Origin of the sequence: Microbacterium paraoxydans (assembly GCF_019056515.1) — a bacterium.
Taxonomy (GTDB): Bacteria; Actinomycetota; Actinomycetes; order Actinomycetales; family Microbacteriaceae; genus Microbacterium.
Genome location: NZ_CP064873.1, coordinates 1,340,209 through 1,363,711 on the forward strand (window position 1 = coordinate 1,340,209; position 23,503 = coordinate 1,363,711).

Annotated in this window: 18 protein-coding genes; 12 read left to right on the forward strand and 6 right to left on the reverse strand. The window is 71.1% G+C overall.

The genetic code is table 11. The features are described 5' to 3' along the window. Positions 1-67: 67 nt before the first annotated feature. Positions 68-2,170 (forward strand): AAA family ATPase, encoded by a 2,103-nt coding sequence (locus IZR02_RS06290; RefSeq protein ID WP_302183167.1) that lies wholly within the window; start codon positions 68-70, stop codon positions 2,168-2,170. Beyond that, on the forward strand, positions 2,056-2,598 hold the full coding sequence (locus IZR02_RS06295; RefSeq protein WP_254385431.1) for a helix-turn-helix domain-containing protein: 543 nt from the start codon (positions 2,056-2,058) through the stop codon (positions 2,596-2,598). The genes IZR02_RS06290 and IZR02_RS06295 overlap by 115 nt, the downstream gene beginning before the upstream one ends. Before the next feature lie 23 nt (positions 2,599-2,621). Here IZR02_RS06295 and IZR02_RS06300 read toward each other — a convergent pair whose 3' ends face one another. The 4 genes from IZR02_RS06300 to IZR02_RS06315 form a co-directional block, all read right to left on the reverse strand. Continuing rightward, on the reverse strand, positions 2,622-4,964 hold the full coding sequence (locus IZR02_RS06300) for an arylsulfatase (RefSeq protein WP_025103105.1): 2,343 nt from the start codon (positions 4,962-4,964) through the stop codon (positions 2,622-2,624). A gap of 122 nt (positions 4,965-5,086) precedes the next feature. Further along, positions 5,087-5,758, reverse strand: coding sequence for a GAP family protein (locus tag IZR02_RS06305; RefSeq protein ID WP_025103106.1), 672 nt, complete (start codon positions 5,756-5,758; stop codon positions 5,087-5,089). Beyond that, the gene (locus tag IZR02_RS06310; RefSeq protein WP_025103107.1) at positions 5,759-7,438 is read right to left on the reverse strand and encodes a SulP family inorganic anion transporter; all 1,680 of its coding nucleotides are present in this window, start codon (positions 7,436-7,438) and stop codon (positions 5,759-5,761) included. Between the two features lie 120 nt (positions 7,439-7,558). Continuing rightward, positions 7,559-8,689 carry an AI-2E family transporter gene (locus IZR02_RS06315; protein ID WP_025103108.1) on the reverse strand — a complete coding sequence of 377 codons (1,131 nt, stop codon included), beginning with the start codon at positions 8,687-8,689 and terminating at the stop codon, positions 7,559-7,561. 88 nt (positions 8,690-8,777) lie between these two features. Between IZR02_RS06315 and IZR02_RS06320 the strand changes: the two genes are divergently transcribed. Continuing rightward, positions 8,778-11,324: a LuxR C-terminal-related transcriptional regulator gene (locus IZR02_RS06320; RefSeq protein WP_231729429.1), complete on the forward strand. Its 2,547-nt coding sequence runs from the start codon at positions 8,778-8,780 to the stop codon at positions 11,322-11,324. 12 nt (positions 11,325-11,336) lie between these two features. On the opposite strand, the gene IZR02_RS06325 is transcribed toward IZR02_RS06320, so the two are convergent. Then, positions 11,337-11,765 (reverse strand): DUF6325 family protein, encoded by a 429-nt coding sequence (locus IZR02_RS06325; protein ID WP_139833334.1) that lies wholly within the window; start codon positions 11,763-11,765, stop codon positions 11,337-11,339. 141 nt (positions 11,766-11,906) lie between these two features. Here IZR02_RS06325 and IZR02_RS06330 point away from each other — a divergent pair, with 141 nt between their 5' ends. The 5 genes from IZR02_RS06330 to IZR02_RS06350 all read left to right on the forward strand — a co-directional run bounded on the left by IZR02_RS06330 (position 11,907) and on the right by IZR02_RS06350 (position 17,407). Then, complete coding sequence (locus IZR02_RS06330) at positions 11,907-12,341, forward strand: DUF6325 family protein (protein ID WP_025103111.1); 435 nt, start codon at positions 11,907-11,909, stop codon at positions 12,339-12,341. A 1-nt stretch (position 12,342) separates the two neighbouring features. After that, positions 12,343-12,693 carry an SHOCT domain-containing protein gene (locus IZR02_RS06335; RefSeq protein WP_025103112.1) on the forward strand — a complete coding sequence of 117 codons (351 nt, stop codon included), beginning with the start codon at positions 12,343-12,345 and terminating at the stop codon, positions 12,691-12,693. 28 nt (positions 12,694-12,721) lie between these two features. Continuing rightward, on the forward strand, positions 12,722-14,065 hold the full coding sequence (locus IZR02_RS06340) for a hypothetical protein (RefSeq protein WP_025103113.1): 1,344 nt from the start codon (positions 12,722-12,724) through the stop codon (positions 14,063-14,065). An 80-nt stretch (positions 14,066-14,145) separates the two neighbouring features. After that, positions 14,146-16,479 carry an arylsulfatase gene (locus tag IZR02_RS06345; RefSeq protein ID WP_062766509.1) on the forward strand — a complete coding sequence of 778 codons (2,334 nt, stop codon included), beginning with the start codon at positions 14,146-14,148 and terminating at the stop codon, positions 16,477-16,479. A 43-nt stretch (positions 16,480-16,522) separates the two neighbouring features. Continuing rightward, positions 16,523-17,407, forward strand: coding sequence for a formylglycine-generating enzyme family protein (locus IZR02_RS06350; protein ID WP_425375305.1), 885 nt, complete (start codon positions 16,523-16,525; stop codon positions 17,405-17,407). A gap of 15 nt (positions 17,408-17,422) precedes the next feature. On the opposite strand, the gene IZR02_RS06355 is transcribed toward IZR02_RS06350, so the two are convergent. Then, a complete protein-coding gene (locus IZR02_RS06355) occupies positions 17,423-18,355 on the reverse strand; it encodes an HAD family hydrolase (protein ID WP_062766514.1) in 933 nt (310 codons plus the stop codon). A gap of 156 nt (positions 18,356-18,511) precedes the next feature. Between IZR02_RS06355 and IZR02_RS06360 the strand changes: the two genes are divergently transcribed. From IZR02_RS06360 to IZR02_RS06375, 4 genes are all read left to right on the forward strand, one after another. Beyond that, a complete protein-coding gene (locus IZR02_RS06360) occupies positions 18,512-18,721 on the forward strand; it encodes a heavy-metal-associated domain-containing protein (protein ID WP_025103117.1) in 210 nt (69 codons plus the stop codon). Then, positions 18,721-20,976 carry a heavy metal translocating P-type ATPase gene (locus tag IZR02_RS06365; protein ID WP_062766518.1) on the forward strand — a complete coding sequence of 752 codons (2,256 nt, stop codon included), beginning with the start codon at positions 18,721-18,723 and terminating at the stop codon, positions 20,974-20,976. The genes IZR02_RS06360 and IZR02_RS06365 overlap by 1 nt, the downstream gene beginning before the upstream one ends. Positions 20,977-20,999: 23 nt before the next feature. Beyond that, positions 21,000-21,260, forward strand: a complete 261-nt coding sequence (locus tag IZR02_RS06370) for a YHS domain-containing protein (RefSeq protein ID WP_025103119.1) — start codon at positions 21,000-21,002, stop codon at positions 21,258-21,260. A gap of 67 nt (positions 21,261-21,327) precedes the next feature. Further along, the gene (locus IZR02_RS06375) at positions 21,328-23,499 is read left to right on the forward strand and encodes a heavy metal translocating P-type ATPase (RefSeq protein WP_062766521.1); all 2,172 of its coding nucleotides are present in this window, start codon (positions 21,328-21,330) and stop codon (positions 23,497-23,499) included. Positions 23,500-23,503 lie beyond the last annotated feature (4 nt).

A 23,503-nucleotide genomic window follows, 5' to 3' on the forward strand; every position in this document is an offset into this window, starting at 1 on the left:
CGGGGGGTTTCGAGTGCTGCACAGTGCAAGAACGGCGGGAACGAGCGAGAGCCCGGGACCCGCAGCGGTGAAGGGCGAGGTCCGTCGAGAGCGCCTGCTCTCGCGGTTGACGGCCGCGATGGACGGGCCGTGGACGCTCACGCTCGTGAGCGCGCCGGCGGGATCCGGCAAGACGAGGCTGCTGTCGCAGTGGGCGCAGGGTCTGCGTGCCGATCCCGGCATCGACCTCGTGTGGGTGTCCCTGGAACGCGGCGAAGCGGACCTGCCGCTCCTGCGTGCCGCCCTCGAGAGGATCGACGATCCCGGACTCCAGGACGCGCTCGCGGCCGTGCCCGCCGTGCGCTCCGCGACGACGGCGCGTGCGTTCGCCAGGGCCCTCCGAGAGGCGAGGAACCGGATCGTCCTCATCGTCGACGACGTGCACCGCGTCGAGGACGAGCACACCGCCCAACTGATCTCGACGTTCGTGCAGAGCGCTCCCGGCACGGTGCACGTGGTGCTCTCCGGACGCGGGACGCGCGCGATCCCGCTGGCACGACGCCGCATCGCCGGCGTGGCCCTCGAACTCGACGCCCGTGCGCTCGCCTTCACCCCGGCCGAGATCCGCGCCTTCTTCGGCGCGCGAGGTCTCCGGCTCTCTCAGGGCGAGGTCAGCACCGTGCTCGCCCGTACCGAGGGGTGGGCGACCGGGCTGCAGCTCATGATGCTCGACGCCGCCGGGGCGCAGACCGTCCTCGGGCCCACGCTGCGCGGGGACGCCCCCGAGGTCGCGGACTACTTCGTCGAGGAGGTGCTCGCCGACCTCGACGGCGAACTGCGCTCCTTCCTCGAGGCGACCGCGGTCGTGGACCGCTTCACTCCCGAGCTCGCCGCCGTGCTCTCCGGGGCCGATTCCGTGACCGCCATGATCGACCGGCTGCTCCGCCTCAACGTGCTCGTGGGCCCGGACGCCGAGGATCCGTCCCGCTACCACTATCCGCCGCTGCTGCGGGAGTTCCTCCTCGGCCGGCTGCGGGAAGGCGGTGCCGGCCGCGAGGAGCGGCTCCACCGGCGGGCCGCCGACTGGTTCGCGCAGCAGGGGCAGCCCCTCCGCGCGCTGCAGCACGCCGTCCGTGGCGGGGAGACGGCCTGCACGGCCGGCGTCCTGCGGCGCTGCGGGATGCAGCTCGTGCTGGACGGCCGGGCGGACACGGTGCGGCGGATGATGGCGGAGCTGCCGACCGCCCTGCGCGCCGTGCCCACCGTCCGGATGCTCGTCGCCGCGGCGGAGCTGTCCTGCGGAGATCCGTCGGCCGCCGTGATCGTGCCGCCCGTGGGCGCGGGGGAGTCCGACGCCGACCGGCGCTGGCGCCGCGGGATCGAGATGCACACCGCGCTGCGGCGGGGCGGGATCGCCGAGACCCTCGACGGCGCCGGAGCCGAACTCCGCGATCTCAGCGGAGAGGAGCAGCTCGACACCTATGCCCTCCTGGAGACCGCGACGGCGGAGCTCTATGTGGGACGACTCGATCAGGCGGAGGCGACAGCGCGCCGTGCCGGTGACCTCGCCCGAGCGATCGGTGCCCGCGCGGCGGAGCTGCAGGCGGAGGCGGTCCTCGCCACCAGCGTGCTGTTCCGCGGCCGGCTCCGTGACGCGATCGAGGCGGGAGCCGCCCTGGAGCCCCGCTGGCACGAGTTCGGCGAGCCGGACAGCCCGTTCTTCGAGGTGACCAGGGTGTGGCGTTTCTGGGGCCCCTACGAGGGCATGCAGATCCTGGAGGAGGCCGAGACCCTGGAGTCCTCGGCGCAGGTGATCGCCGCGGGCGGAGAGACCGCGATCGCGCGGGGCCTGGAGGGGATGCGCGCGCTGCTCGGCGCGGAGCAGGGCGGCGATCCCCACGACGCGGCCGTGCGGCTCCTCGACACCCTGACTCCCCGTGACGATCTGCCGCTTCCGCCGCACTGGTACGCCATGATGGGGCCCTTCGCGGTGCACGCCTTCGACCGGTTGGGGGAGCCGACGCTCCGCGACCGGTTCATCGCCGACATCGAGGATGCGCTGGGGACACGGGAGACGTGTTCCTGCTCCGGGCCATCGCCGCCGTGCACGACCGCCGTGACGGCATCGCGCGTGGCGCGCTGGCGCCGGTGCTGGAGGGCGCCATCCCGTGTCTGCTCCCGGCGTCGATGATCGACGCGTGGCTGGTCGAGGCCGAGCTCGACGTGCACGACGGGGAGCCGGACCGGGCGCAGCTCGCGCTCGCCACCGCGCTCGCCCTCGCGGAGCCGGAGGACCACGTGCGCCGCGTCGCCGAGTCCGGCCCGATCGTGTCGCGGCTGCTCGCCGCGCGGGCGACGGCGGGCGCGCGCACGCACTTCGCCGATCGGGTGCGCGAGCGGCTGTCCGCCGCCGGAGTCCTCGTCGAGGAGGAGCTGACGCAGCGGGAGCGCATCGTGCTGAGCGCGCTGAGCCGGAATGCGACGCTGCGGCAGATCGCACAGCAGGAGTACATCTCGCCGAACACGGTGAAGACGCACGTGCGGAACATCTACCGCAAGCTCGGCGTCTCGGATCGGGACGGCGTGACGGCGGCCGCCCAGGCCCTCGGACTGCTCTGAGGGCCCGGGCGGCCGCGGGGTCGTCAGTCGCGGGCCATCGCGGCCGCCAGGTGCGCCTCCAGGTCGATGTAGGCGTCGTCGGCGACGTCGAAAACGACCTGCGTTATGTGGCCGCCGCGGAAGTCGAACCCGTAGCCGTACAGGGACGACACGGGGTCGGCGCTGTCCCGCCCGATCGTCAGGCCTTCGCCGCAGAGCGAGAAGTGGCCGAGAGTGGTGTGGAGCTCCATTTCGCCTACGACGGCGTCATTGATGTGAAGTCGGAGGGGGCCCACGGCCTCCAGCGAGTCTCCAGTGTGCGTTTTCGTGAACTCGATCCCGACGATGTGGGAACCGGGTGCCGGAATCGGTGCAGATACGTGATTCTCAGGAGGGATGCCGAGGTAGTTGTAGACGTAGTGCACTTCGCCGTCCTTGACAAAGAGTGTGTGTCCGCCGAAGCGGGAGCCGTGCGCGAAGATGACGCCCTCGGTGTCTGGCGTGAACTCGACCTCCGCGGCGATCTTGAAGGAGACGCCGTGGGTGTTCGCCGCCGATCGCTCGGGCACCTCACTGGTGCCCGGGTAGTAGACGAATCGACCGGACGGCGGTACGGGTTGGTGGAACTCCATGTTGAGGAAGGTCTGCAGGTCTTCGGGGTTGCCGATGATCTGGAGGTCGTTCAGTGGGAGCACCGCGTTCGCCTTCGCCTCCTCCATCCAGAGGGCCTTGAGCTCCTCCAGCTTGTCGGGATGCTCGGCGGCGAGGTTGACGGCCTCGGCGCGATCGACGTCCGTGTGATAGAGCTCCCACTCGTCGTCGAGAAAGTGACCGCCCCCGCTCATCGGGCCATGCACGGCCACGGCCTTCCACCCGTTGTGCCAGATGCCGCGCTGTCCAAGCATCTCGTAGTACTGCGTCTCCTTCGCTGTCGGCGCGTCTGGGGCGGCGTCGAACGAGTAGGCCATCGAGACGCCGGAGAGCGGCGTCTGCTCGATGCCGTTGTAGACCTCCGGGAACTCGACGCCGCAGGCTTCGAGGATCGTCGGCACGATGTCGGTGGAGTGGTGGTACTGATGACGCACCTCGCCGCGGGCCTTGATGCCGGCGGGCCAGTGGATCACCAGCGGATCGCACACGCCGCCCTGGTAGGTGTAGCGCTTGAACATCTTGTAGGGCGTGGAGAAGGCCGCGGCCCATCCGGTCGGGTAGTGGTTGTAGGTGTCAGGGGACCCCAGCGCATCCCTCATCGTGATGTTCTGCGTGATGTCGTCAGGTACCCCGTTGAAGAACTTGCCCTCGTTGACGGAGCCGTTGGGGCTGCCCTCGCCGGACGCGCCGTTGTCGGCGCAGTAGATGATGAGGGTGTTGTCGAGCTGCCCGGACTCCTCCAGGTAGTCCACGATGCGGCCGACCTGGGCGTCGGTGTACTCGCTGAAGCCGGCGTAGACCTCCGCCATGCGCGAGAAAAGTGCCTTCTCCTCGTCGTTCAGGGTGTCCCAGGGACGCACCTCGTCGACAGGTGTGAAGGTGCCCTCCGGCATCGGGTTGAGCGCGGTGAGCTCGGTGCCCTCCGGGACGATGCCCTTCTCGATCATCCGGGCGAGGACCCACTCGCGGTAGGCCTCGTAGCCGTCGTCGAACACGCCCTTGTACTTGTCGATGTACTCCTGCGGCGCGTGGTGCGGGGCATGGTTCGCGCCGGGGCAGAACCACATGTACCAGGGCTTGTCCGGCTCGGTCTGCTTGACGTCGCGGATCATCGACAGCGCGCGATCGGCGAGGTCCTTCGAGAGGTGGTAGCCGTCCTTGGGGAGGTATGGCTGGTCGATGTAGTGGTTGTCCTCGGCGAGGGACGGATACCAGTTGTTCGTCTCGCCGCCGATGAAGCCGTAGAAGCGGTCGTACCCCTGCGCCAGCGGCCAGTGCTTCTTGGACGCGCCGGCCGTCCACTCATCGATCGGGACGTTGTGGTTCTTGCCCACCCAGAACGTCGACCAGCCGGCGTCGCGGAGGACGTGGGCCATCGTGGTGTTCGAGTCGGGGATGTGGGAGTTGTAGCCGGGGAAGCCGGTCGACGACTCCGAGATCGTCGCGAAGCCGTTGAGGTGGTGGTTGCGTCCGGTGAGGAACGTCGAGCGGGTGGGGGAGCACAGCGCCGTCGTGTGCCACTGGGAGTACGTCAGACCGTTCTGCGCCAGGCGATCCATGGTCGGCATGTTGATGCGTCCGCCGTACGGGGACCAGGCCGCCATGCCGGTGTCGTCATAGAGGACGACCAGCACGTTGGGTGCTCCCTCGCGGGGCTTCGCCGGGAGGAACGCCTCCCAGTCGGCCTCCGAATCGCGGACGTCGAGTTCGATTCTGCCCTGGAAGTCACGGGCCATGTCCATCTCCTTTATCTCTGCCGAACCGCCTTTCCCCGCACAGTACTGCCGGGTCAGGGCCGGGGTCACGGGTCCCGTGACGCGTTCATCCGGGTGATCTCCGTGGCGCGGCGGCGGCGCCCTCAGAAGCTGCCGATGCCCTTGCCGATCAGGGACATGCCGATCACGAGCAGTAGCACGGCCATGATGACCGCGTTCTCGGCGGCGAGCCATCCGCGCAGGGCGTCGAGCGGGGCGCGCAGCCGTGCAGCGGCGACGAGGTAGCCGACGACGGGCACGAGCACGGTCGACGCCCCGATCAGGGTGAAGACCGCGATCACGAGGATCGTGGACCCCCCGTCGAGCGCCGCGCCCCCGATGTCGACCCCGGCTCCGGCGGCCAGGAGCAGGTTCTTCGGATTCACCGCCGACAGCAGGAACCCCAGTCCGAGCGCCGTGCCGAACGACATCGTGTCGATCGCCTTCATCCACGACGGCAGGGCCGCCGGTTGCCCCGCCTGCGGGCGCTTGCGCCACTGACCGACCGCCAGCACCAGCAGCAGGAGTCCGAGGACGAGCTGGATGACGCCGCGGATCGGGCGGGAGGCATCCGGACCCTCCTCGGGGAGCACCGCAGACAGCAGGGTGAAGAGGCCGACCGCCACGACGATGCCCGCGATCCAGCCGAGCAGGAATCCGACGCTCGTGACCCGTGCCTTCGGGGACAGGAGCATGAGGATCGCGGCGATGATCGGCACGGGGCTGATCGCGACGCCCACGGCGAGGGGGAGGATCTCCCCGATGACGGCACCCATTCAGCTGCCCTTCCTGTTCGGAGCCGGCGAAGCGGCATCGGTCGGCGCGAGCTCGGTGATGGCGGCGCGGTTGGTCGCGTAGACCGGTTCCCGGTCGAGGATCCCCAGCGAGCGGAGGCGGCGGAGCGTGTTCGGCCGGACGCGGCTGAAGGCGAGGGAGATCGACTGCGGGTCGAGCCACTCCCGCAGCGCCTGGAAGGCCTCGGCGCCCGTGACGTCGACGTCCGTCACCGCCTCCATGTCGACGACGACGTGCTGGACGGCGGACGGGCCTGCGGCGCGGACCGCCTCCTTCACGGCGGCCGAGAACACGGCGCCGTTGGCGAAGAACAGGGGTGCCGCGAGCCGGACGACGATGACTCCCGGCGCGGTCGTCGTGCCGGCGGGAGCGTCCTCCAAGAGGGATTCGCCGGGGTCGCCGGAGGTCTCCAGCACGTCGATCGCCGGGTGCGAGGCGCGTTGCGCGAGGTTGACGAGGGCGAGCACGAACGCCACGAGGATTCCCGCGATCGAGCCGACGAACAGGGTCACGAGGAAGCAGACCGCACCGATGACGAACTCGAACCGGTCGAGGCGCCAGAGGCGGATGAAGTCGCGGATGCCGAGGAGCGGGATGATCGCGACGCCGACGATGGCGCCGATCGCCGGGGAGGGGATGTCGGCGAGCAGCGCGGTGCCGAAGAGCAGCAGCAGGAGCGTCCCGACGGCGAGCACGAGCGCCGGGAGCTGGGTGCGCGAGCCGGCCTGGTCCATCGCCGCGGTGCGCGACGTCGAGGATCCGACGGCGAAGCTGCCCTGCGCGCCGGCGGCGACGTTCGCGACGCCGAAGGCGAGCAGGTCGCGGTTGGCGTGGAACGGGTAGCGATGCTTCTCGGCGTAGGAGCGCGACACGAGCAGGCCCTCCGCGGTGGTGACGAGGGTCAGGGCGATCGCGGACGGGACGAGAGCGAGCCACAGCGACCAGTCGATGATCGGCCAGGTGAGCGCGGGAGGGCCGGCGGGGACCTCGCCGAGCACATCCACACCCCGTCCGTCGAGGCCGGTGAGGACGACCGTGATGGTCGTGGCGACGAGCACGATCAGCGCCCAGGGAACGGCGCGGAGATAGCGCTGTCCGAGGAGCAGCACGGCGACGGAGACGGCGGCGAGGAGCACGGACCAGCCGTTGAGCGAGGGGAGGCCGGTCACCAACGCGACGACCTTGTCCACGAACTCGGCTCCGGAGTCGATCTTCACCCCGAGCATCTTCGCGATCTGGCTGATCATGATGTCCAGGGCCAGCCCGCCGACGAAGCCGACGAGGATCGGCTTCGACAAGAAGTTCGCCAGGAATCCGAGCTTGAAGACGGCGAGCAGCACGAACATCCCGCCGCAGAGGATCGCCTGGGCGAGGGCCAGGGTGGCGTAGTCGGCGCTGCCGGCGACGGCCAGACCGCCGATGGAGGAGGCCACGAGGGCCGCGGCGGCGGCATCGGGGGAGGCGACCAGCTGGCGCGACGACACCACGAGCGCGTAGACGACGGTCGGGACGATCAGCGCGTACAGCCCGGCGGTCGCGGGGAGCCCGGCGATCTGCGCGTAGCCGATGTTGAGCGGGATGGCGATCGCCAGGAGGGTGACCCCCGCGGTGAGCTCGGTCACGAGGGTGCGTCGGGTCAGGCCCGCGAGCGGACGCGGCATGCGCTCTCCCTTCGTCGCCGGTGGTGTCCGGCTTCACGATGGCATCGTCGGACGGCGACGACCAGAGCGGCGGGCAACCTCGCCCTGGTGATTTCGCGGTGCGGTGCCGGCGGAGCAGCGTCAGCGTCGGCGGAACCGGCGCCGGGTCGGCGCCGCGGACGGCTCCGGCGTGGGCTCGGGGACGGCCGTGCGGTCGCCGGTGACCCAGCGCGCCCAGGTCGCCCCCGGGTCGCCCTCCAGCACGACGGCGCGCACGAGCAGGGTCAGCGGGATCGACAGGATGGCGCCGAGCGGACCGATCACGAAGGTCCAGAAGATGACGGAGAAGAAGCTCAGGGTCAGGCTCAGGTCGACGGCGTCGCTGACGAACTTGGGCTGGACGAGGACCTGGAGCACGACGTTGACCACGCAGTACACGGCGATGACACCGAGCAGCAGCGGCCAGCCGCCCACGACGAAGGCCAGGATCGCCGGCGGGATGAGCCCCAGCGCGAACCCGATGTTCGGGATGAAGTTCGTCACGAACGCGAGGATCGCCCAGACCACCGGGGCGGGGACGCCCATCCACCACAGGGCGAGGCCGTCGACGATCGCCACGACGGCGCCGAAGGCGGCGTTCACGACGTAGTAACGACGGACCCCCGTCTGCAGCCGAGCGATGCGCTGCAGGGCGGGGCCGTGCGTGGCGCCGAAGAGCGCCGGAGCCGTGCGATAGCGGGCAGCGTCCGCGGCGAGGAAGATGATGTAGGCGCAGACGAAGAACAGCGCTGTCGCCACCCCGAGCACCGCGCCGCCCAGGCTCCCGGCCAGGCCGAGGAGGGTCTCGGGGTCGAGGATCGAGGCCGCGGCGTCCGCCGCCTCCTGGTCCAGCCCGAGGGACTGCAGCCAGGCGACGATCTGATCGGCGGCGCGCACCAGGCCGTCCTGCGATGCGAGGTCGCCGACGAGCCGGGCGAACTGGGTGCCGGCGAGCCACAGCAGCGCCGCCATCGCCAGCAGGATCACGTAGGCGAGCACGATCACGGCGGTCGTCCCGATCCAGGCGGGCCGGCCGGGGCGCTGGAAGGGACGACGGACGGGTTCGCAGATCACCACGATGACGATCGCGAGGGCCAGCGGGCCGAACACCTCGCGCGCCAGCGAGATCCCGGCGAGGACGATCGCGCTCGCCGCCAGGATCAGCAGGGTGCGCAGAGCAGGGGCGGGCGCGTGGTCCGCTGCGGAGCGCGGAGGAGTGGGGAGCGAGGTCACGCGGCCAGCGTAGCCCGCCGCACTTTCATCCGGGTGATTGCGCCTCCGCCCCCTGGAAGGGCGCGCGGACGCGTGGTTTCGTGTTGCCATGTCGCCTCCCGTACGTTCCACGAGGCCGGGACCGGCGATGCGCTTCCGGCCGCCCGCCACGCCCATCGGCGTCGTGCCGCGGGAACGCGTGACCGCAGCGATCGCGGCTGCCGTCGATGCGGACGGTGTGACGGTGCTCAGCGCACCCAGCGGCTATGGAAAGACCACGGCCGTCGCCGCCTGGGCGTCATCGCGCGACGACGTCGCCTGGCTCGCGCTGAGTGCGTCCGACGACGATCCCGCACTGCTGACCGCCGGCGTCCTGAACGCCCTGGCGCTCGCGGCGGAGCGCGCCGGTCGGGCGTTCGTCGTGCCGCGGGACATCGAGGATCCGGTGCGCGCCTACCGGCAGGTCTGTGCGGCGTTCCAGGACGCCGAGCACCCGGTGCACCTCGTCGTCGACGATGCCCATCGTGCCGGGGAGGCGTGGAGCGATGGTCTCCTCGGGCTGCTGGCCGACCAGCCTCCGGACGGACTGCGGCTCCTCCTGGTGGGGACGACCCTGATCGAGGTCACCCTGTCCCGCCACCGCCTCATGAACCCGGGAGCCTTCGTCGGCGTGGACACCCTCCGGTTCTCGGCGGACGAGATCCGGAGTCTGACGCGATCGGCGCCCGGTGGGCTCGATGCGACCGCGGTGCGCGACGAGACCGGAGGCTGGCCCATCGCGGTGCGGCTGGTCCTCGTCGGCGGCTCCCTGCCGTCGAGCCCGGCATCGACGGCCTCGTCCTTCCTCGGCGCGTACATCCGTGAGCACGTCCTGGATGCGCTGCCGCCCGCGCTCGCGGACTTCGTCCTCGAGGGGACGGCCTGCGCGGAGCTCACGCCAGACACCGCCGCACAGGTCACGGCGAGGGACGACGCCGCCGACCTCCTGGAGACCTGCGTCCGGCTCGGGCTGTTCCTCGACCGGTTCGACGGCCCGGAGGGCCCCACGTACCGCTGGCACCCCGCGTTCGCGCGTCGGTGCGCCGACCTCGCGCGGACGGATGCGGCGCGTTTCGCCACGGTGCACCGCCGGGCCGCTCGTGCTCTGGAGCACACGGATCCGATCGCCGCCGTGACGCACGCGCGGCGCGCCGCTGATCGGGCCGGTGCCAGGGCCATCCTCCTGCGGCACTGGCTGGGCCTCGTGGTCGGCTCCTCGGCCGTCGACGTGGAGCGGACGGCGACGGCTCTCCTGCGCGACAACCCGGATGATCCGCACTTGCTGCTCGTGCGGGCCGGAGCCAGCGACGTCCTCGGCGACCATCGCGTCGCCCGGGAGCTGTGTCGACGGGCCGAGGCCCTCCTCGATCGCACGCCGGGGCAGGCCGACCCCGCCGTCCTGCTCATCGTCCGCCTGCTGCTCGCGGAGTCGTCCGTCGAGGTGGCCGCGTCGGGTCCGGAGATCCGCGCGCTGCTGGATGCCGAGGACGACAGGATGTACGGCGGACGGGTGGCGCTCAACCATCTGCTGGGGTGGACCGCGCTGCGCAATCGCGAATCGCCGGACCTCGCGATCGAGTACTTCTCGGCGGCGGCGCGCGAGGCGAGGGAGGCCGGCGATCGGGAGCTCACGTCCCGCGCCGTCGGACATCTCGCCTACGGCCTCGCCACCTCCGGCCGGCTCACGGAGGCCGCGGCCGTGCTCGCCGAGGCCGAGACCACCCGGGAGGCTCTTCTTCCGCGGAACACCTTCGCGCGCGGAAGCGCCGTGGCCGCCGCGGGGTGGGTGGCGTACTGGTCGGGCGAGGCGGAGGAGGCGGTCCGGATCTTCGACGCGGCGCGTGAGGAAGCCGCGTCCGGCCGCGATCTGGCCGGACATGCACGCATGATGGGAGCCTATGCCGCCGCGCTCACGGGAGACCCCGCGATCTGCCGCCGAGCGGCCATCAGCGTGCAGGAGCTCCCCATCGACGTCGTCCAGGGGGTGGAGTGGCCGGCGTTCCGGGAGTCGTCGGTGGCCCTGCTCGAAGAGGCGGTGGGGCGGAGGGAGCGCGCACTGCGCATCGCGAAGAAGTATGCCAGCGGTACCGACCTCCCGCTCGTGGGCGTCGCCCTGTCCGGGATCCTGCGTCGCGCCGAGGAGCATGCGGCGGCGCTGGAGATGCTGCGGTCGTTGCGGGGTGCGTCCGAGCTGTCGTACGTCAAAGCCGCCACGTTGATCACCGCGGCCACGCTCCGGAGGGCGACGGGGCACCAGGAGGACGCGCATGACCTGTGCGAGGCCGCCCTCTCGGTCGCGTCCGCGGAGAACCTCGTCGTGCTCTTCGGCCCGCGCGAGGTCGCGGTGCGCCGGCTGCTGCAGGCGCATGTGCATCACGGCACGCAGTTCGAGGAGTTCATCGAGACATGCCTCGCCGTCGACGCGGTCGGCTCCGTGACCGATCGGCTGTCGGAGCGGGAACGCGACGTCTTCCACCAGATGCAGACGGCGCGCACGCTGCCGGAGATCGCCCAGGAGCTTTCCGTGTCGGTGAACACGGTGAAGACGCATCAACGAGCGATCTACCGCAAGCTCGGGGTCTCGTCCCGGCGGGAGGCCGTCCACGCGACCGTGTGAGCAGGCACGGCGTCAGGGGCCCGCACCGAGGGTGGCGACGAGCGCGGCGTTCGCGACCGCGGAGGGGATCGCCTGTGTCGCCAGGATCCGGTCCCCGGCGTCCTCGACCTCGCGGATGAAGCGGACGTCCCAGCGCTGTTCGACGAGGATGACGGCCGCGACGGCGTCGGGAGGCACCCACGGGAGGAAATGCCGGACATCGTCGAGGGAGATCAGTCCCGGTGCGTACAGGGGCAGGCCGGCGAGCGAGAAGTCGTCGCCGTCGACCTCCGTGATGCGCTGCCCCTCGGCGGCGTCGCGGCGGACGATGAGGAAGTCGAGCACGCGCAGCGTGCCGTCCTCGACCTGACGCAGCAGCGGTTCGAGGACGGGCGGTCCCGGGTGTGCGCTGCGGAGCTCGACCACGACGAACGCCACGTCGCCCAGCACCCGGCTCCTCATAGCCACCCTCGATTCGTCCCGTCCTCCGATGGTGACAGCCGCACGGAGAGGGAGTCCCGAATCCTCACCCGGAGCGGGTGAGGACCGGCGCGCGGGCGACGACGGCGGTGCCATTCTGGACCGCGGATGAAGGGTGGCGACATGAAGGAGTTCCGATTCGGGCCCGTCGAGTTCTATCTCGTGGGCTTCGACGGTGATCGGCCGGATCCGTCCACGTTCGGCGCGCTGACCGACCTGGTGTCGAAGGGCGTGGTGCGCGTGCTGGACTTCGTGCTGGTGACGCGGACGGCGGAGGGGGATCTCGACATCCTCGAGGTGGAGGAGGACGACGGCACTGCCGTCCTCGACGGCCTCGAGCCGATCGTCGCCGGGCTCGCGAGCGAGGACGACGTCCGCGCCCTGGCGGAGGTCGTGCCGCCGGGACGGTCGGCGGCGGTCGTGGTCCTGGAGCTCCTGTTCGCCCGGACCCTCGCCCAGGATGTGGCCGCCGCGGGAGGCCAGGTGCTGCGCAGCGAGCGCGTTCCGGCACCCGTCGTGAACGCGGTGATGGACATCCTCGAACAGGAAGGTGAATGAAATGCCCTTGCGGAGATTCGGCCGGCCGGGGCTCATCGGTCTCGCCGCGCGGACCGCGGTGGTCGCCGGGACGGCGACCGCGGTGCAGGGAGCCGCGGTGCGGCACCAGGAGCGCCGCGCACAGAGCGAGTACGAGCAGCAGCAGTACGAGGCCGCCCAGCAACAGGCCCAGATGGACGATGCGGCCCGCACCGCGGCCGCGCAGTATGCGCCGCCCACGAGCCCGCCGGCCGCGCCGCCCTCAGCGGCGGACGACCTGATCGCCAAGCTGCAGGAGCTCGGATCGCTGAAGGCCTCCGGCGTGCTGACGGACGAGGAGTTCACGGCCGCGAAGCAGAAGCTGCTGAGCTGAGCGTCGCGACGATCGAGACGAGGCGGCGATGAGCGAGATCGAGGACCTGCGGGCACGGCTGCGTGCGCTGGAGCAGGAGAACGAGGCGCTCCGACGCCCTCGACGCCGGATCTCCGCCCGCAGCATCATCGCCGGGATCGTGCTCGTGGTCGCCGTGCTCCTCGCGCCGATCGCGGCGATGGGGACGTGGGCGCGGCTGCAGCTCGTCGACGCGGACCGGTTCGTCGCGACCTTCGCCCCGCTGGCCGAGGATCCGGACGTGCAGGACTTCGTCGCCGATCAGGTGACGGCCGCCATCGACGAGCAGGTCGACCTGGATGCGGTGGTCGGCGAGCTCTTCGACGGCCTGCGTGCCCTCGACCTCCCGCCGCGCGCCGCCGCCGCCCTCGGCCTGTTGGAAGCGCCGGCCGCCTCCGGCCTGTCGTCCCTGATCGACGGCGTCGTGCACGAGGTGGTGTCGTCGCAGCAGTTCGCCGACATCTGGGCGGAGACGCTCCGCTTCACCCACGAGCGCGCGGTCGCCATCCTGCAGGACGAGCCCGGCACCGCGCTGGACCTCAGCGACGACGTCCTCTCGGTGGACGTGGGGGCGGTCGTCGAACGCGTCAAGGAGGCTCTGGCCGAGCGTGGGGCCGGGGTCGCCGACCTCATCCCGGTGATCGATCGCACCATCCCGGTGGTGCAGGCCGACGCCCTGGTGCTGGTCCGCACGGTCTACCAGATCGCGGTGACGGCGGGCTTCTGGCTGCCGTGGGTCGTGCTCGGTCTCGTCGTCCTCGGTGTGCTGCTCGCGGTGAACCGGCCGCGGGCGCTGTTCTGGACGAGCGCCGGGTTCGCCGTCGTCTTCCTCCTCCTCGCCGCCGGGATGGGGATCGGACGCGGGTTCTTCGTCAGCGCCGTCAGCCCGTCGATCATGACGGCGTCGGCGGCCGAATCCCTCTTCGATCAGCTCACGGCCCTCCTCGGGTCCACCATCGTCGCGCTTGCTCTGGTCGGGGTCCTCATCGCGCTGTGGGCCTGGCTCGCCGGGTCGAGCCGCAGCGCGCGCACGGTGCGCGGCGTCACGGAGAGCGGGTTCGGGGCGCTGCGCGAGACGGCGGAGGCACGGGGGCTCTCCACCGGGCGGTTCGGGAGAGCGGTCGACCGCTATCGCGGCGCGATCCTCATCGCCGGGATGGCGATCGGGGTGCTCATCCTCCTGGCGACGCGTCCGGTCACCTTCGGCGCCGTCCTCGGCGTGGCGATCGGCGTGCTCGTGCTGACGATCCTCGTGGAGCTGCTGCGACGGCCCGGCCCCGCCACGGCGCCGGAGGGGCAGGACGCCGCCGTCGGCGCGGACGCGAGCGACGCGGAGATCACCCGGGGCGGGTGAGGGCCCCTGTCGGCACGCACGCGGGGTCGGAAGACTCAGGCCGAGGAGAGCGCGGACGCGCCCTGAGCGAAGGAGAGACGATGTCGGAATTCAACGCGGACTTCTCGGGCGAGATCACGCTGGACGTCCGCGACGCCCGACCCGACTGGTCGCCGTACGAGCTGCGGAAGGCGCCGGACGGAGCGCCGAACGTCCTCGTGGTGCTGTATGACGACACCGGTCTGGCCTCGTGGTCGCCGTATGGCGGCCGCATCGCGATGCCGACGATGGACCGTCTGGCCGCCGGGGGTCTCACCTACACGCAGTGGCACACCACGGCGCTGTGCTCTCCCACGCGGTCCACCATGCTCACGGGCCGTAACCACCACGTCAATCGCGCGGGCGTCATCATGGAGGGCACGAACGGCTTCCCCGGCTTCGCGGGGCGGCTCCCCGCCGAGTGCGCGACCATCGGACAGGTTCTGCAGGAGAACGGGTACAGCACGTTCTGGCTCGGCAAGAACCACAACGTCCCGGAAGAGGACATCGCGCCGGGGGGCAGCCGCTCGATGTGGCCGCTGCAGCTCGGCTTCGACCGCTTCTACGGCTTCCTCGGCGGGGAGACCAACAACTGGTACCCCGACCTGGTCGAGGACAACCACTTCATCGAGCAGCCGTACCGCCCGGAGGACGGCTACCACCTGTCGAAGGACCTCGCCGACCAGGCGCTCGCGATGATCCGGAACCAGCAGGCCTCGAATCCCTCGAAGCCCTGGTACATGTGGTTCTGCCCGGGCGCGAACCACGCGCCGCACCACGCGCCGCAGGAGTACATCGACAAGTACAAGGGGGCGTTCGACGACGGCTACGACGCCTACCGCGAGTGGGTGCTCGCCCGCATGATCGAGAAGGGCGTGCTGCCGGAGGGCACGCAGATGACGCCGTTCAACCCGCTGCCGGAAGAAGCGGCGAACCCGGCCGATCACGTGCGCCCGTGGGCGGAGCTGAACGACGACGAGCGGAGGCTGTTCGCGCGGATGGCGGAGGTCTTCGCGGGCTTCTCCGAGTACACGGATGCCCAGGTCGGCCGGATCGTGGACTACCTGGAGGAGACGGGGCAGCTGGACAACACGATCATCTTCTACTGCGCCGACAACGGCGCCTCGGGGGAGGGATCGCCGGACGGCTCCGTGAACGAGAACAAGTTCTTCAACGGCTACCCCGACGACCTCGCCGAGAACCTCGCGATGATCGACACGCTCGGGTCCGCCGACACCTACAACCACTACCCGACGGGGTGGGCGGCGGCGTTCTCCACGCCCTTCCAGATGTTCAAGCGGTACTCCCAGTACTCCGGCGGCACCTGCGACCCGATGGTCGTGCACTGGCCGAAGGGGATCGCGGCGAAGGGGGAGCTGCGCCACCAGTACCACCACTCGGTGGACGTCGTGGCGACGGTGCTCGACGTGATCGGCATCGCGATGCCGGAGTCCTACCGCGGAGTGCCGCAGCGACCGCTCGACGGCGTCTCGATGAAGTACTCCTTCGACGCCGCGCCGGACGGGCCGACGCGGAAGAGCGTGCAGTACTACTCGATGCTCGGCACCAGGGGCATTTGGAAGGACGGCTGGAAGGCGGCGGCGGTGCACGCGCCGCTGAGCGGCAAGGGCCACTTCGACGACGACGTGTGGGAGCTGTACCACGTGGCGGAGGACCGCTCCGAGTCGAACGACCTCGCCGCGACGCACCCGGAGAAGCTGCAGGAGCTCATCGCCGCGTGGTTCGCGGAGGCGGAGGCGAACTTCGCCCTTCCCCTCGACGACCGGTCGGCCCGCGAGATCCTCACGGTTCCCCGGCCTCAGGCCGAGGCGCCCCGGGAGCGGTACGTCTACTTCCCCGGCACCGCGGCGGTGCCGGAGAGCGTCGCGGTGAACGTCCGCGGGCGCTCCTACAAGATCATCGCCGACGTCATCCTGGAGCAGGGCGCCGAGGGAGTGCTCTTCGCGCACGGCTCCCGCTTCGGCGGGCACTCGCTGTTCCTCAAGGACAACAGGCTCGTCTACGTGTACAACTTCCTCGGCATCCCGCCGGAGCAGTCGTTCACCTCGGACGAGCTCGCCCCCGGCCCGCACACCCTGGGCGTGGAGTTCGTGCGGGAGGGAGCGGGGGAGCACGGCGAGTCCGTCGGCACCGCCACGCTGTACGTCGATGATCGCGCCGTGGCGTCCGGTCCGATGCGGGCCCAAGTCGGCAAGTTCACGCTCTGCGGCGACGGGCTCTGCGTCGGGTGGGACAGTGCCGACCCGGTGAGTGCGCAGTACGCCAACCCGTTCCCGTTCACCGGCGGCACGCTCCTGGGCGTGGCGGTCGACGTGAGCGCGGAGCAGTATCTCGATATGGAGCTCGAGGCGGCCGCGATGCTGTCGCGCGAGTGACCGCGCGGAGCGGGCGGCGGCCTAGCATGAGGGCATGACGGCGATGATCGAGGTCCCCGGCGGAACGCTGCTCATGGGGTCGGACGAGTTCTACCCGGAGGAAGGCCCCGTCCACGAACGGCGCGTGGAGGCGTTCGCGCTGGATCAGCACCCCGTGACGAACCGCCAGTACGCCGCGTTCGTCGAGGACACCGGCTACGTCACGATCGCCGAGCGGCCGATGGACCCCGCCGACTACCCCGGGGTGCATCCGGACGACCTCGTCCCCGGCGCCATGGTGTTCACGCCGACTCGCGGCCCCGTCGACCTGCGCGACTGGCGGCAGTGGTGGCGGTGGGAGCCCGAGGCGTCCTGGCGCCACCCGTTCGGACCGGCCTCGTCGATCGACGACCGCCTCGATCATCCGGTCGTGCAGGTCGCGTACCCCGATGCCGTCGCCTACGCCGCGTGGGCAGGCAAGCGCCTTGCCACGGAGGCGGAGTGGGAATGGGCGGCGCGCGGCGGCCTCGTCGGCGCCCGCTTCGCCTGGGGTCAGGAGACGAAGCCGGACGGCACCCTCATGGCCGACACCTGGCAGGGCGCCTTCCCGTACCGGAACGACGGTGCCGACGGGTGGATCGGCACCGCGCCGGTCGCCTCGTTCCCCGCGAACGGGTACGGCCTGCACGACATGATCGGCAACGTCTGGGAGTGGACGGCGGACTACTGGACGCACCGGCACGTGCCGCCGGGCGCGGTGGGGGTCGACGCCGGTCAACGCGCGAGCCTGCTGTCCTCCGAGCCCGGGTCGCCCATCCCTCGCCGCGTGCTCAAGGGGGGATCGCACCTGTGCGCTCCGGAGTACTGCCTCCGCTACCGCCCCGCGGCGCGATCGGCGCAGGCGGAGGACACCGCCATGACCCACATCGGGTTCCGCTGCGCCCTGTGACCGGTGATCCCCGACTCAGATGGGGTCGGGGAACAGGGACGCCCAGTCGTCGCGGACACTCACCACGGTGTACCCGCGGTCGGCGGCTGCGCGGAGGGCCTGCTCCGCTCCCGTGTCGTAGGGCGTGTCGTCGCGGTCAGCGTCGTCGTGATGGATCAGCAGGGCGAGTCCGGGCCGAGGGCCGCCGTGCGCGAAGTCGAGCATCGGCAGGTCGCCGTTCGAGTTGCCGGCCGCCAGCAGCGGGCGCCGCCCGATCCGACTCCAGATCCGCACCGGTTTCTCCGGTCCGTCGTCGAAGAACGCCAGGGCCGAGGAGTAGCGGACGCTGGCATCCTTCTCGTCGTAAGCGAGTCCGAGCGCCGAGCCGATCACGCGCTCGGGAGGGATGCCGTAGTTCGCCTGGGTCATCGGCCGCATGAAGTCGCGCTCGCCGCCCGACACGATGTAGCACGTGAAGCCGTGGCTCTCGAGGTACCGCAGCAGCTCGACCATCGGGCGGTACACCGATTCGGCGTAGGGGCGGCCGAGGAGCGGGTGCTGGGCCGTGCGGTAGAACTCCGCGACGGAGCGGGCGTAGTCCTCCACGCTCACGCCATCGGTCAATCCCAAGAGCGCCTGGATGATGACGCCGAGGTCGGAGTCGTCGCCGGCGTAGTGCTTGTCGATCGCGGTGCCGAGCCAGGCGAGGTCACCGGTGACCGCGGCGCGGTAGGGCTGCCGGTCGGCCAGGGAGGGGTCGCGGGTCGCCTCCTCGCGCCAGCGCTCGACGACGTAGTGCAGCTGGGTGGGCATGGGTTTCTCCGACCAGAGAGTGCCGTCGTTGTCGAACACCGCGATGCGTTCGTCGACGGGGATGGCGTCGGGGCCCTCCGTCACGGCGGCGACGAACGCCTCGATGGTGCGCCGCGTGCCGGTGTCCCGCCAGGAAGACAGAGGTGAGGAGTCCATGACCGGGATCCTCCCAGGCGCGACGCCGGATGCCGAGCGTCCCTCACCCGGAGCGGACGAGTCCCGCTGCGGCCGGGCGTGCGGGAATACCCTCGGAGGGTATAAGGTTGTGCCGAAGGAGTACCCCAGGGGGGTATCCCGAGGAAAGGAAGCATGATGAGCACGAGCGAGTACCAGGTCACCGGAATGACGTGCGGCCACTGCGAGATGGCGATCCGCGACGAGGTGTCGCGCATCCCCGGTGTCGAGGGTATCGATGTCAGCGCGCAGAGCGGGAGACTCGTGGTGCGCAGCTCCGCCCCCGTCGACGACACGGCCGTGCTGGCCGCCGTGGACGAGGCGGGCTACCAGGCGGTCCGGTCCTGATGGACACTCCGTCCGCGACCAGCGTGGAGCTGGAGATCGGCGGCATGACCTGCGCGTCGTGCGCGATGCGGATCGAGAAGAAGCTCAATCGTCTCGACGGCGTCACCGCCACCGTGAACTACGCGACCGAGAAAGCGAGCGTCACGGTGCCGGCGGGCGTCGACACCGCCGTGCTCATCGCCGAGGTCGAGAAGACCGGATACACCGCCGTCGTCCCGGCGCCTCGCGCGCCGGAGGGTGCGCAGCCCGACGGAGAGCAGCCGGATCCGGAGCTCACGGCGCTGCGGCAGCGGCTGATCGCCTCCGTCGTGCTCACCGTCCCGGTCATCGCGATGGCGATGATCCCGGCGCTCCAGTTCACGTACTGGCAGTGGCTGTCGCTCGCGCTCGCGGGTCCCGTGATCGTGTGGGCGGCCTGGCCGTTCCACAAGGCGGCGTGGATCAACCTCCGGCACGGAGCGGCCACGATGGACACGCTCATCTCGATGGGTACGATCGCCGCGCTGCTGTGGTCGCTGTACGCGCTCTTCTTCGGCACCGCCGGGATGCCCGGCATGACGCACCCGTTCGAGTTCACCGTCGCGCCCAGCGACGGCGCAGGGAACATCTACCTCGAGGTCGGAGCGGGGGTGACCACGTTCATCCTCGCCGGACGCTACTTCGAGAAGCGCTCCAAGCGGCAGGCCGGTGCGGCGCTCCGCGCCCTGCTGGAGCTCGGCGCGAAGGAGGTCGCCGTGCTCCGCGACGGCGTCGAGACGCGCATCCCGACGAGCGCGCTGCGGGTCGGCGACGAGTTCGTCGTGCGCCCGGGGGAGAAGATCGCCACCGACGGGGTGGTGGTCGGCGGCACGTCCGCCGTCGATGCCTCGATGCTGACCGGTGAGTCGGTGCCCGTCGAGGTCGGGGAGGGCGACGTCGTCACCGGCGCCACCGTGAATGCCGGGGGACGCCTCGTCGTCCGTGCGACCCGCGTCGGCGCCGACACCCAGCTCGCGCAGATGGCGCGGCTCGTGGAGGAGGCGCAGACCGGGAAGGCCGAGGTGCAGCGGCTCGCGGACCGTGTCTCCGGGATCTTCGTGCCGATCGTGATCGTGATCGCCCTCGGCACGCTCGTGGCCTGGCTCGCGGCCGGGTACCCGGCTGCCGCCGCCTTCACCGCCGCGGTCGCGGTGCTCATCATCGCCTGCCCCTGCGCTCTGGGTCTGGCCACGCCGACCGCTCTCCTCGTCGGCACGGGTCGCGGCGCCCAGATGGGCATTCTCATCAAGGGCCCCGAGGTGCTCGAGTCGACCCGGAAGGTCGATACGGTCGTGCTCGACAAGACGGGCACCGTCACCTCCGGTCGCATGACGCTGACGGCGGTGCACACCGACGACGGCGTGCAGCGCGAGGAGCTGCTGCGGCTCGCCGGGGCCCTCGAGGACGCCTCCGAGCACCCCATCGCGCAGGCCGTGGCGGCCGCGGCCACCCGGGAGCTCGGCACCCTTCCGAGCGTCGAGGAGTTCGCGAACGTCGAGGGCAGGGGCGTCCAGGGCATCGTGGACGGCCACGCCGTCGTCGTGGGACGCGCCTCGTTGCTCGCCGACTGGTCGCAGCACCTGTCCGCGGGGCTGGCTGCGGTCAAGGCCGAGGCGGAGGCCCAGGGCAAGACCGCGATCGCGGTGGGCTGGGACGGTCGTGCCCGCGGGGTGCTCGTCGTCGCCGACACGGTCAAGGCCACGAGCGCGGAGGCGGTGGCGCAGCTCCGGGCGCTGGGACTGACGCCCGTCCTGCTCACGGGAGACAACCGTGCGGTGGCCGAGCAGATCGCCCGCGAGGTGGGGATCACCGAGGTGATCGCCGAGGTGCTGCCCCAGGACAAGGTCGAGGTGGTGCGCCGGCTCCAGGGCGGAGGAAAGGTCGTCGCGATGGTGGGAGACGGTGTGAACGACGCCGCGGCCCTCGCCCAGGCGGACCTCGGGCTGGCGATGGGGACCGGGACCGACGCGGCGATCGAGGCCAGCGACATCACGCTCGTCCGCGGCGACCTCCGCAGCGCGGCCGACGCGATCCGCCTGTCCCGCCGCACGCTCGGCACGATCAAGGGCAACCTGTTCTGGGCGTTCGCCTACAACGTCGCCGCCATCCCGCTCGCGGCGCTCGGCCTGCTCAACCCCATGCTCGCCGGTGCGGCGATGGCGTTCTCCAGCGTCTTCGTCGTCGGCAACAGCCTCCGCCTGCGGTCCTTCCGCAGCAGGGCGGTGGACACCCCGTGAACGAGAGACAGAGGAGTACCGACATGTCCGATTCCCCCGCAGGATCCTGCTGCAGCGTCCCGCGCCAGAGCGGCGTCTCCGCCGAAGGGCGCACCGACCTGCTCGCCGTGCCGGCCGAGGGCATGGCCGAATGCCCGGTGATGGCCGGAACGCCCGTCGTGATCGCGACCGCCGAGGCCGCGGGGTTGTACCGCGACCACGAGGGCACCCGCTACTACTTCTGCTGCGCGGGCTGCGGGCCGGCATTCGACGCCGATCCCGCGAAGTACACCAGGGCGGCCTGAGCCCCCACCCGTGCGGGGCCGCGACAGATCCGGCCCCGCACGGCATCATCGACGTTGGAGGGAAGACATGAGCACCTCGCATCACGACCATTCCGCGCACGGTCACCTCGCGGGAACGGGGACCGGGACGCCCGCGGACCACACCGGACACGCGGAGCACGCCGCGCACGGAGACCACACGGACCACGCGGGACACAGTGGGCACGCCGGGCACGACGATCACGCGGGACACGGCGGTCACGGGGGCCATGGCGATCACGGCGACCACGTCGCCCAGTTCCGGCGGCTGTTCTGGATCATGCTCGTCCTCGCCGTGCCCACCGTGCTGCTCTCGGGCATGTTCGCGATGATCGTGGGCTACCCGCTTCCCGACATCCCGGGTCTGGTCTGGGTGTCGCCGGTCCTCGGCACGGTCATGTACGTCTGGGGAGGGAAGCCGTTCCTCACCGGCGCCGTCAGCGAGATCCGTGCCCGGCAGCCCGGCATGATGCTGCTCATCGGGCTCGCGATCACGGTGGCGTTCGTCGCGTCCTGGGGAGCGAGCCTCGGCCTGCTGCATCATGAGCTCGACTTCTGGTGGGAGCTCGCTCTCCTCATCGTGATCATGCTGCTCGGGCACTGGATCGAGATGCGCTCTCTGGCGCAGACCACCTCTGCCCTCGACTCGCTGGCCGCGCTGCTGCCGGACGAGGCGGAGCGTGTGGAGGGCGATCAGGTCGTGCGGGTCTCCCCGTCGGACCTCCGCGTGGGCGATGTCGTGGTGGTGCGCCCCGGCGGGAGCATCCCCGCCGACGGGCGGATCGTCGACGGCCGTGCCTCGATGGACGAATCCATGGTGACGGGGGAGTCGCGCACCGTCACCCGGGCGACCGGCGACCCTGTGACCGCGGGAACCGTCGCCACCGACTCGGGGCTGCGCGTGGAGATCACGGCGACCGGAGACGACACGACGCTCGCGGGGATCCAGCGGCTCGTGACGGAGGCGCAGAACTCCTCGTCCCGCGCACAGCGTCTGGCCGACACGGCAGCCGGCTGGCTGTTCTGGTTCGCGCTCGGTGCTGCCGCGATCACCGCGGTGGTGTGGAGCGCGGTCGGCCTGCCGGACGACGCCGTCATCCGCACGATCACCGTCCTCGTGATCGCCTGCCCGCACGCGTTGGGCCTGGCCATCCCGCTCGTCGTCTCGATCGCGACCGAGCGCGCGGCCCGTGGCGGGGTGCTCGTGAAGGATCGGCTGGCCCTGGAGAGCATGCGCACCGTCGACACCGTGCTGTTCGACAAGACCGGCACGCTGACCAAGGGTGAGCCCGTCGTCTCCGCGGTGTCGCTGGCCGGTGCGGAGACCGCGGAGGAGGTGCTGGCGCTCGCCGCGGCCGCCGAGGCCGACAGCGAGCATCCGCTGGCGAAGGCCATCGTCCGCGCCGCGCGCGACAAGGAACTCCGCGTGCCGGCGAGCCGCGACTTCTCGTCCTCGCCGGCGGTGGGGGTGACCGCGACGGTGGACGGTGCGGTGATCCGCGTCGGCGGCCCGCACCTGCTCACGGAGGAGGATGCCCACGAGCTCCCCGCTGCGGAGGGCTGGCGTGCGGACGGCGCGATCATCCTGCATGTGCTGCGGGATGGACACGTCATCGGGGCGCTCAAGCTCGCGGACGAGGTGCGCCCGGAGTCGCGGGACGCGGTCGACGCCCTGCACGCGCTCGGTGTCCAGGTCGTGATGATCACCGGCGACGCGGAGGCCGTCGCGCACACCGTCGCGGCCGACCTCGGCATCGACCGCGTGTTCGCGGGCGTCCGGCCGGAGGACAAGGCCGCGAAGGTGCAGGAGCTGCAGCACGAGGGCCGCAGGGTCGCGATGGTGGGCGACGGCGTGAACGACGCGCCCGCGCTCGCTCAGGCCGACGTCGGCCTGGCGATCGGCGCCGGCACCGACGTGGCGATCGCCTCCGCCGGGGTCATCCTCGCCGGAGACGACCCGCGTGCGGTGCTGTCGGTGATCGAGCTCTCCCGCGCCTCGTACCGGAAGATGAGGCAGAACCTCTGGTGGGCGGCCGGGTACAACCTGCTCTCCGTCCCGCTCGCGGCGGGTGTGCTCGCTCCGATCGGCTTCGTGCTGCCGATGTCGGTCGGCGCGGTGCTCATGTCGCTGTCGACGATCGTGGTGGCGCTCAATGCGCAGTTGCTGCGGCGGCTCGATCTCCGTCCGGAGGTCGTCACCGCGGGCATCCTGCAGCGCTGAGCGC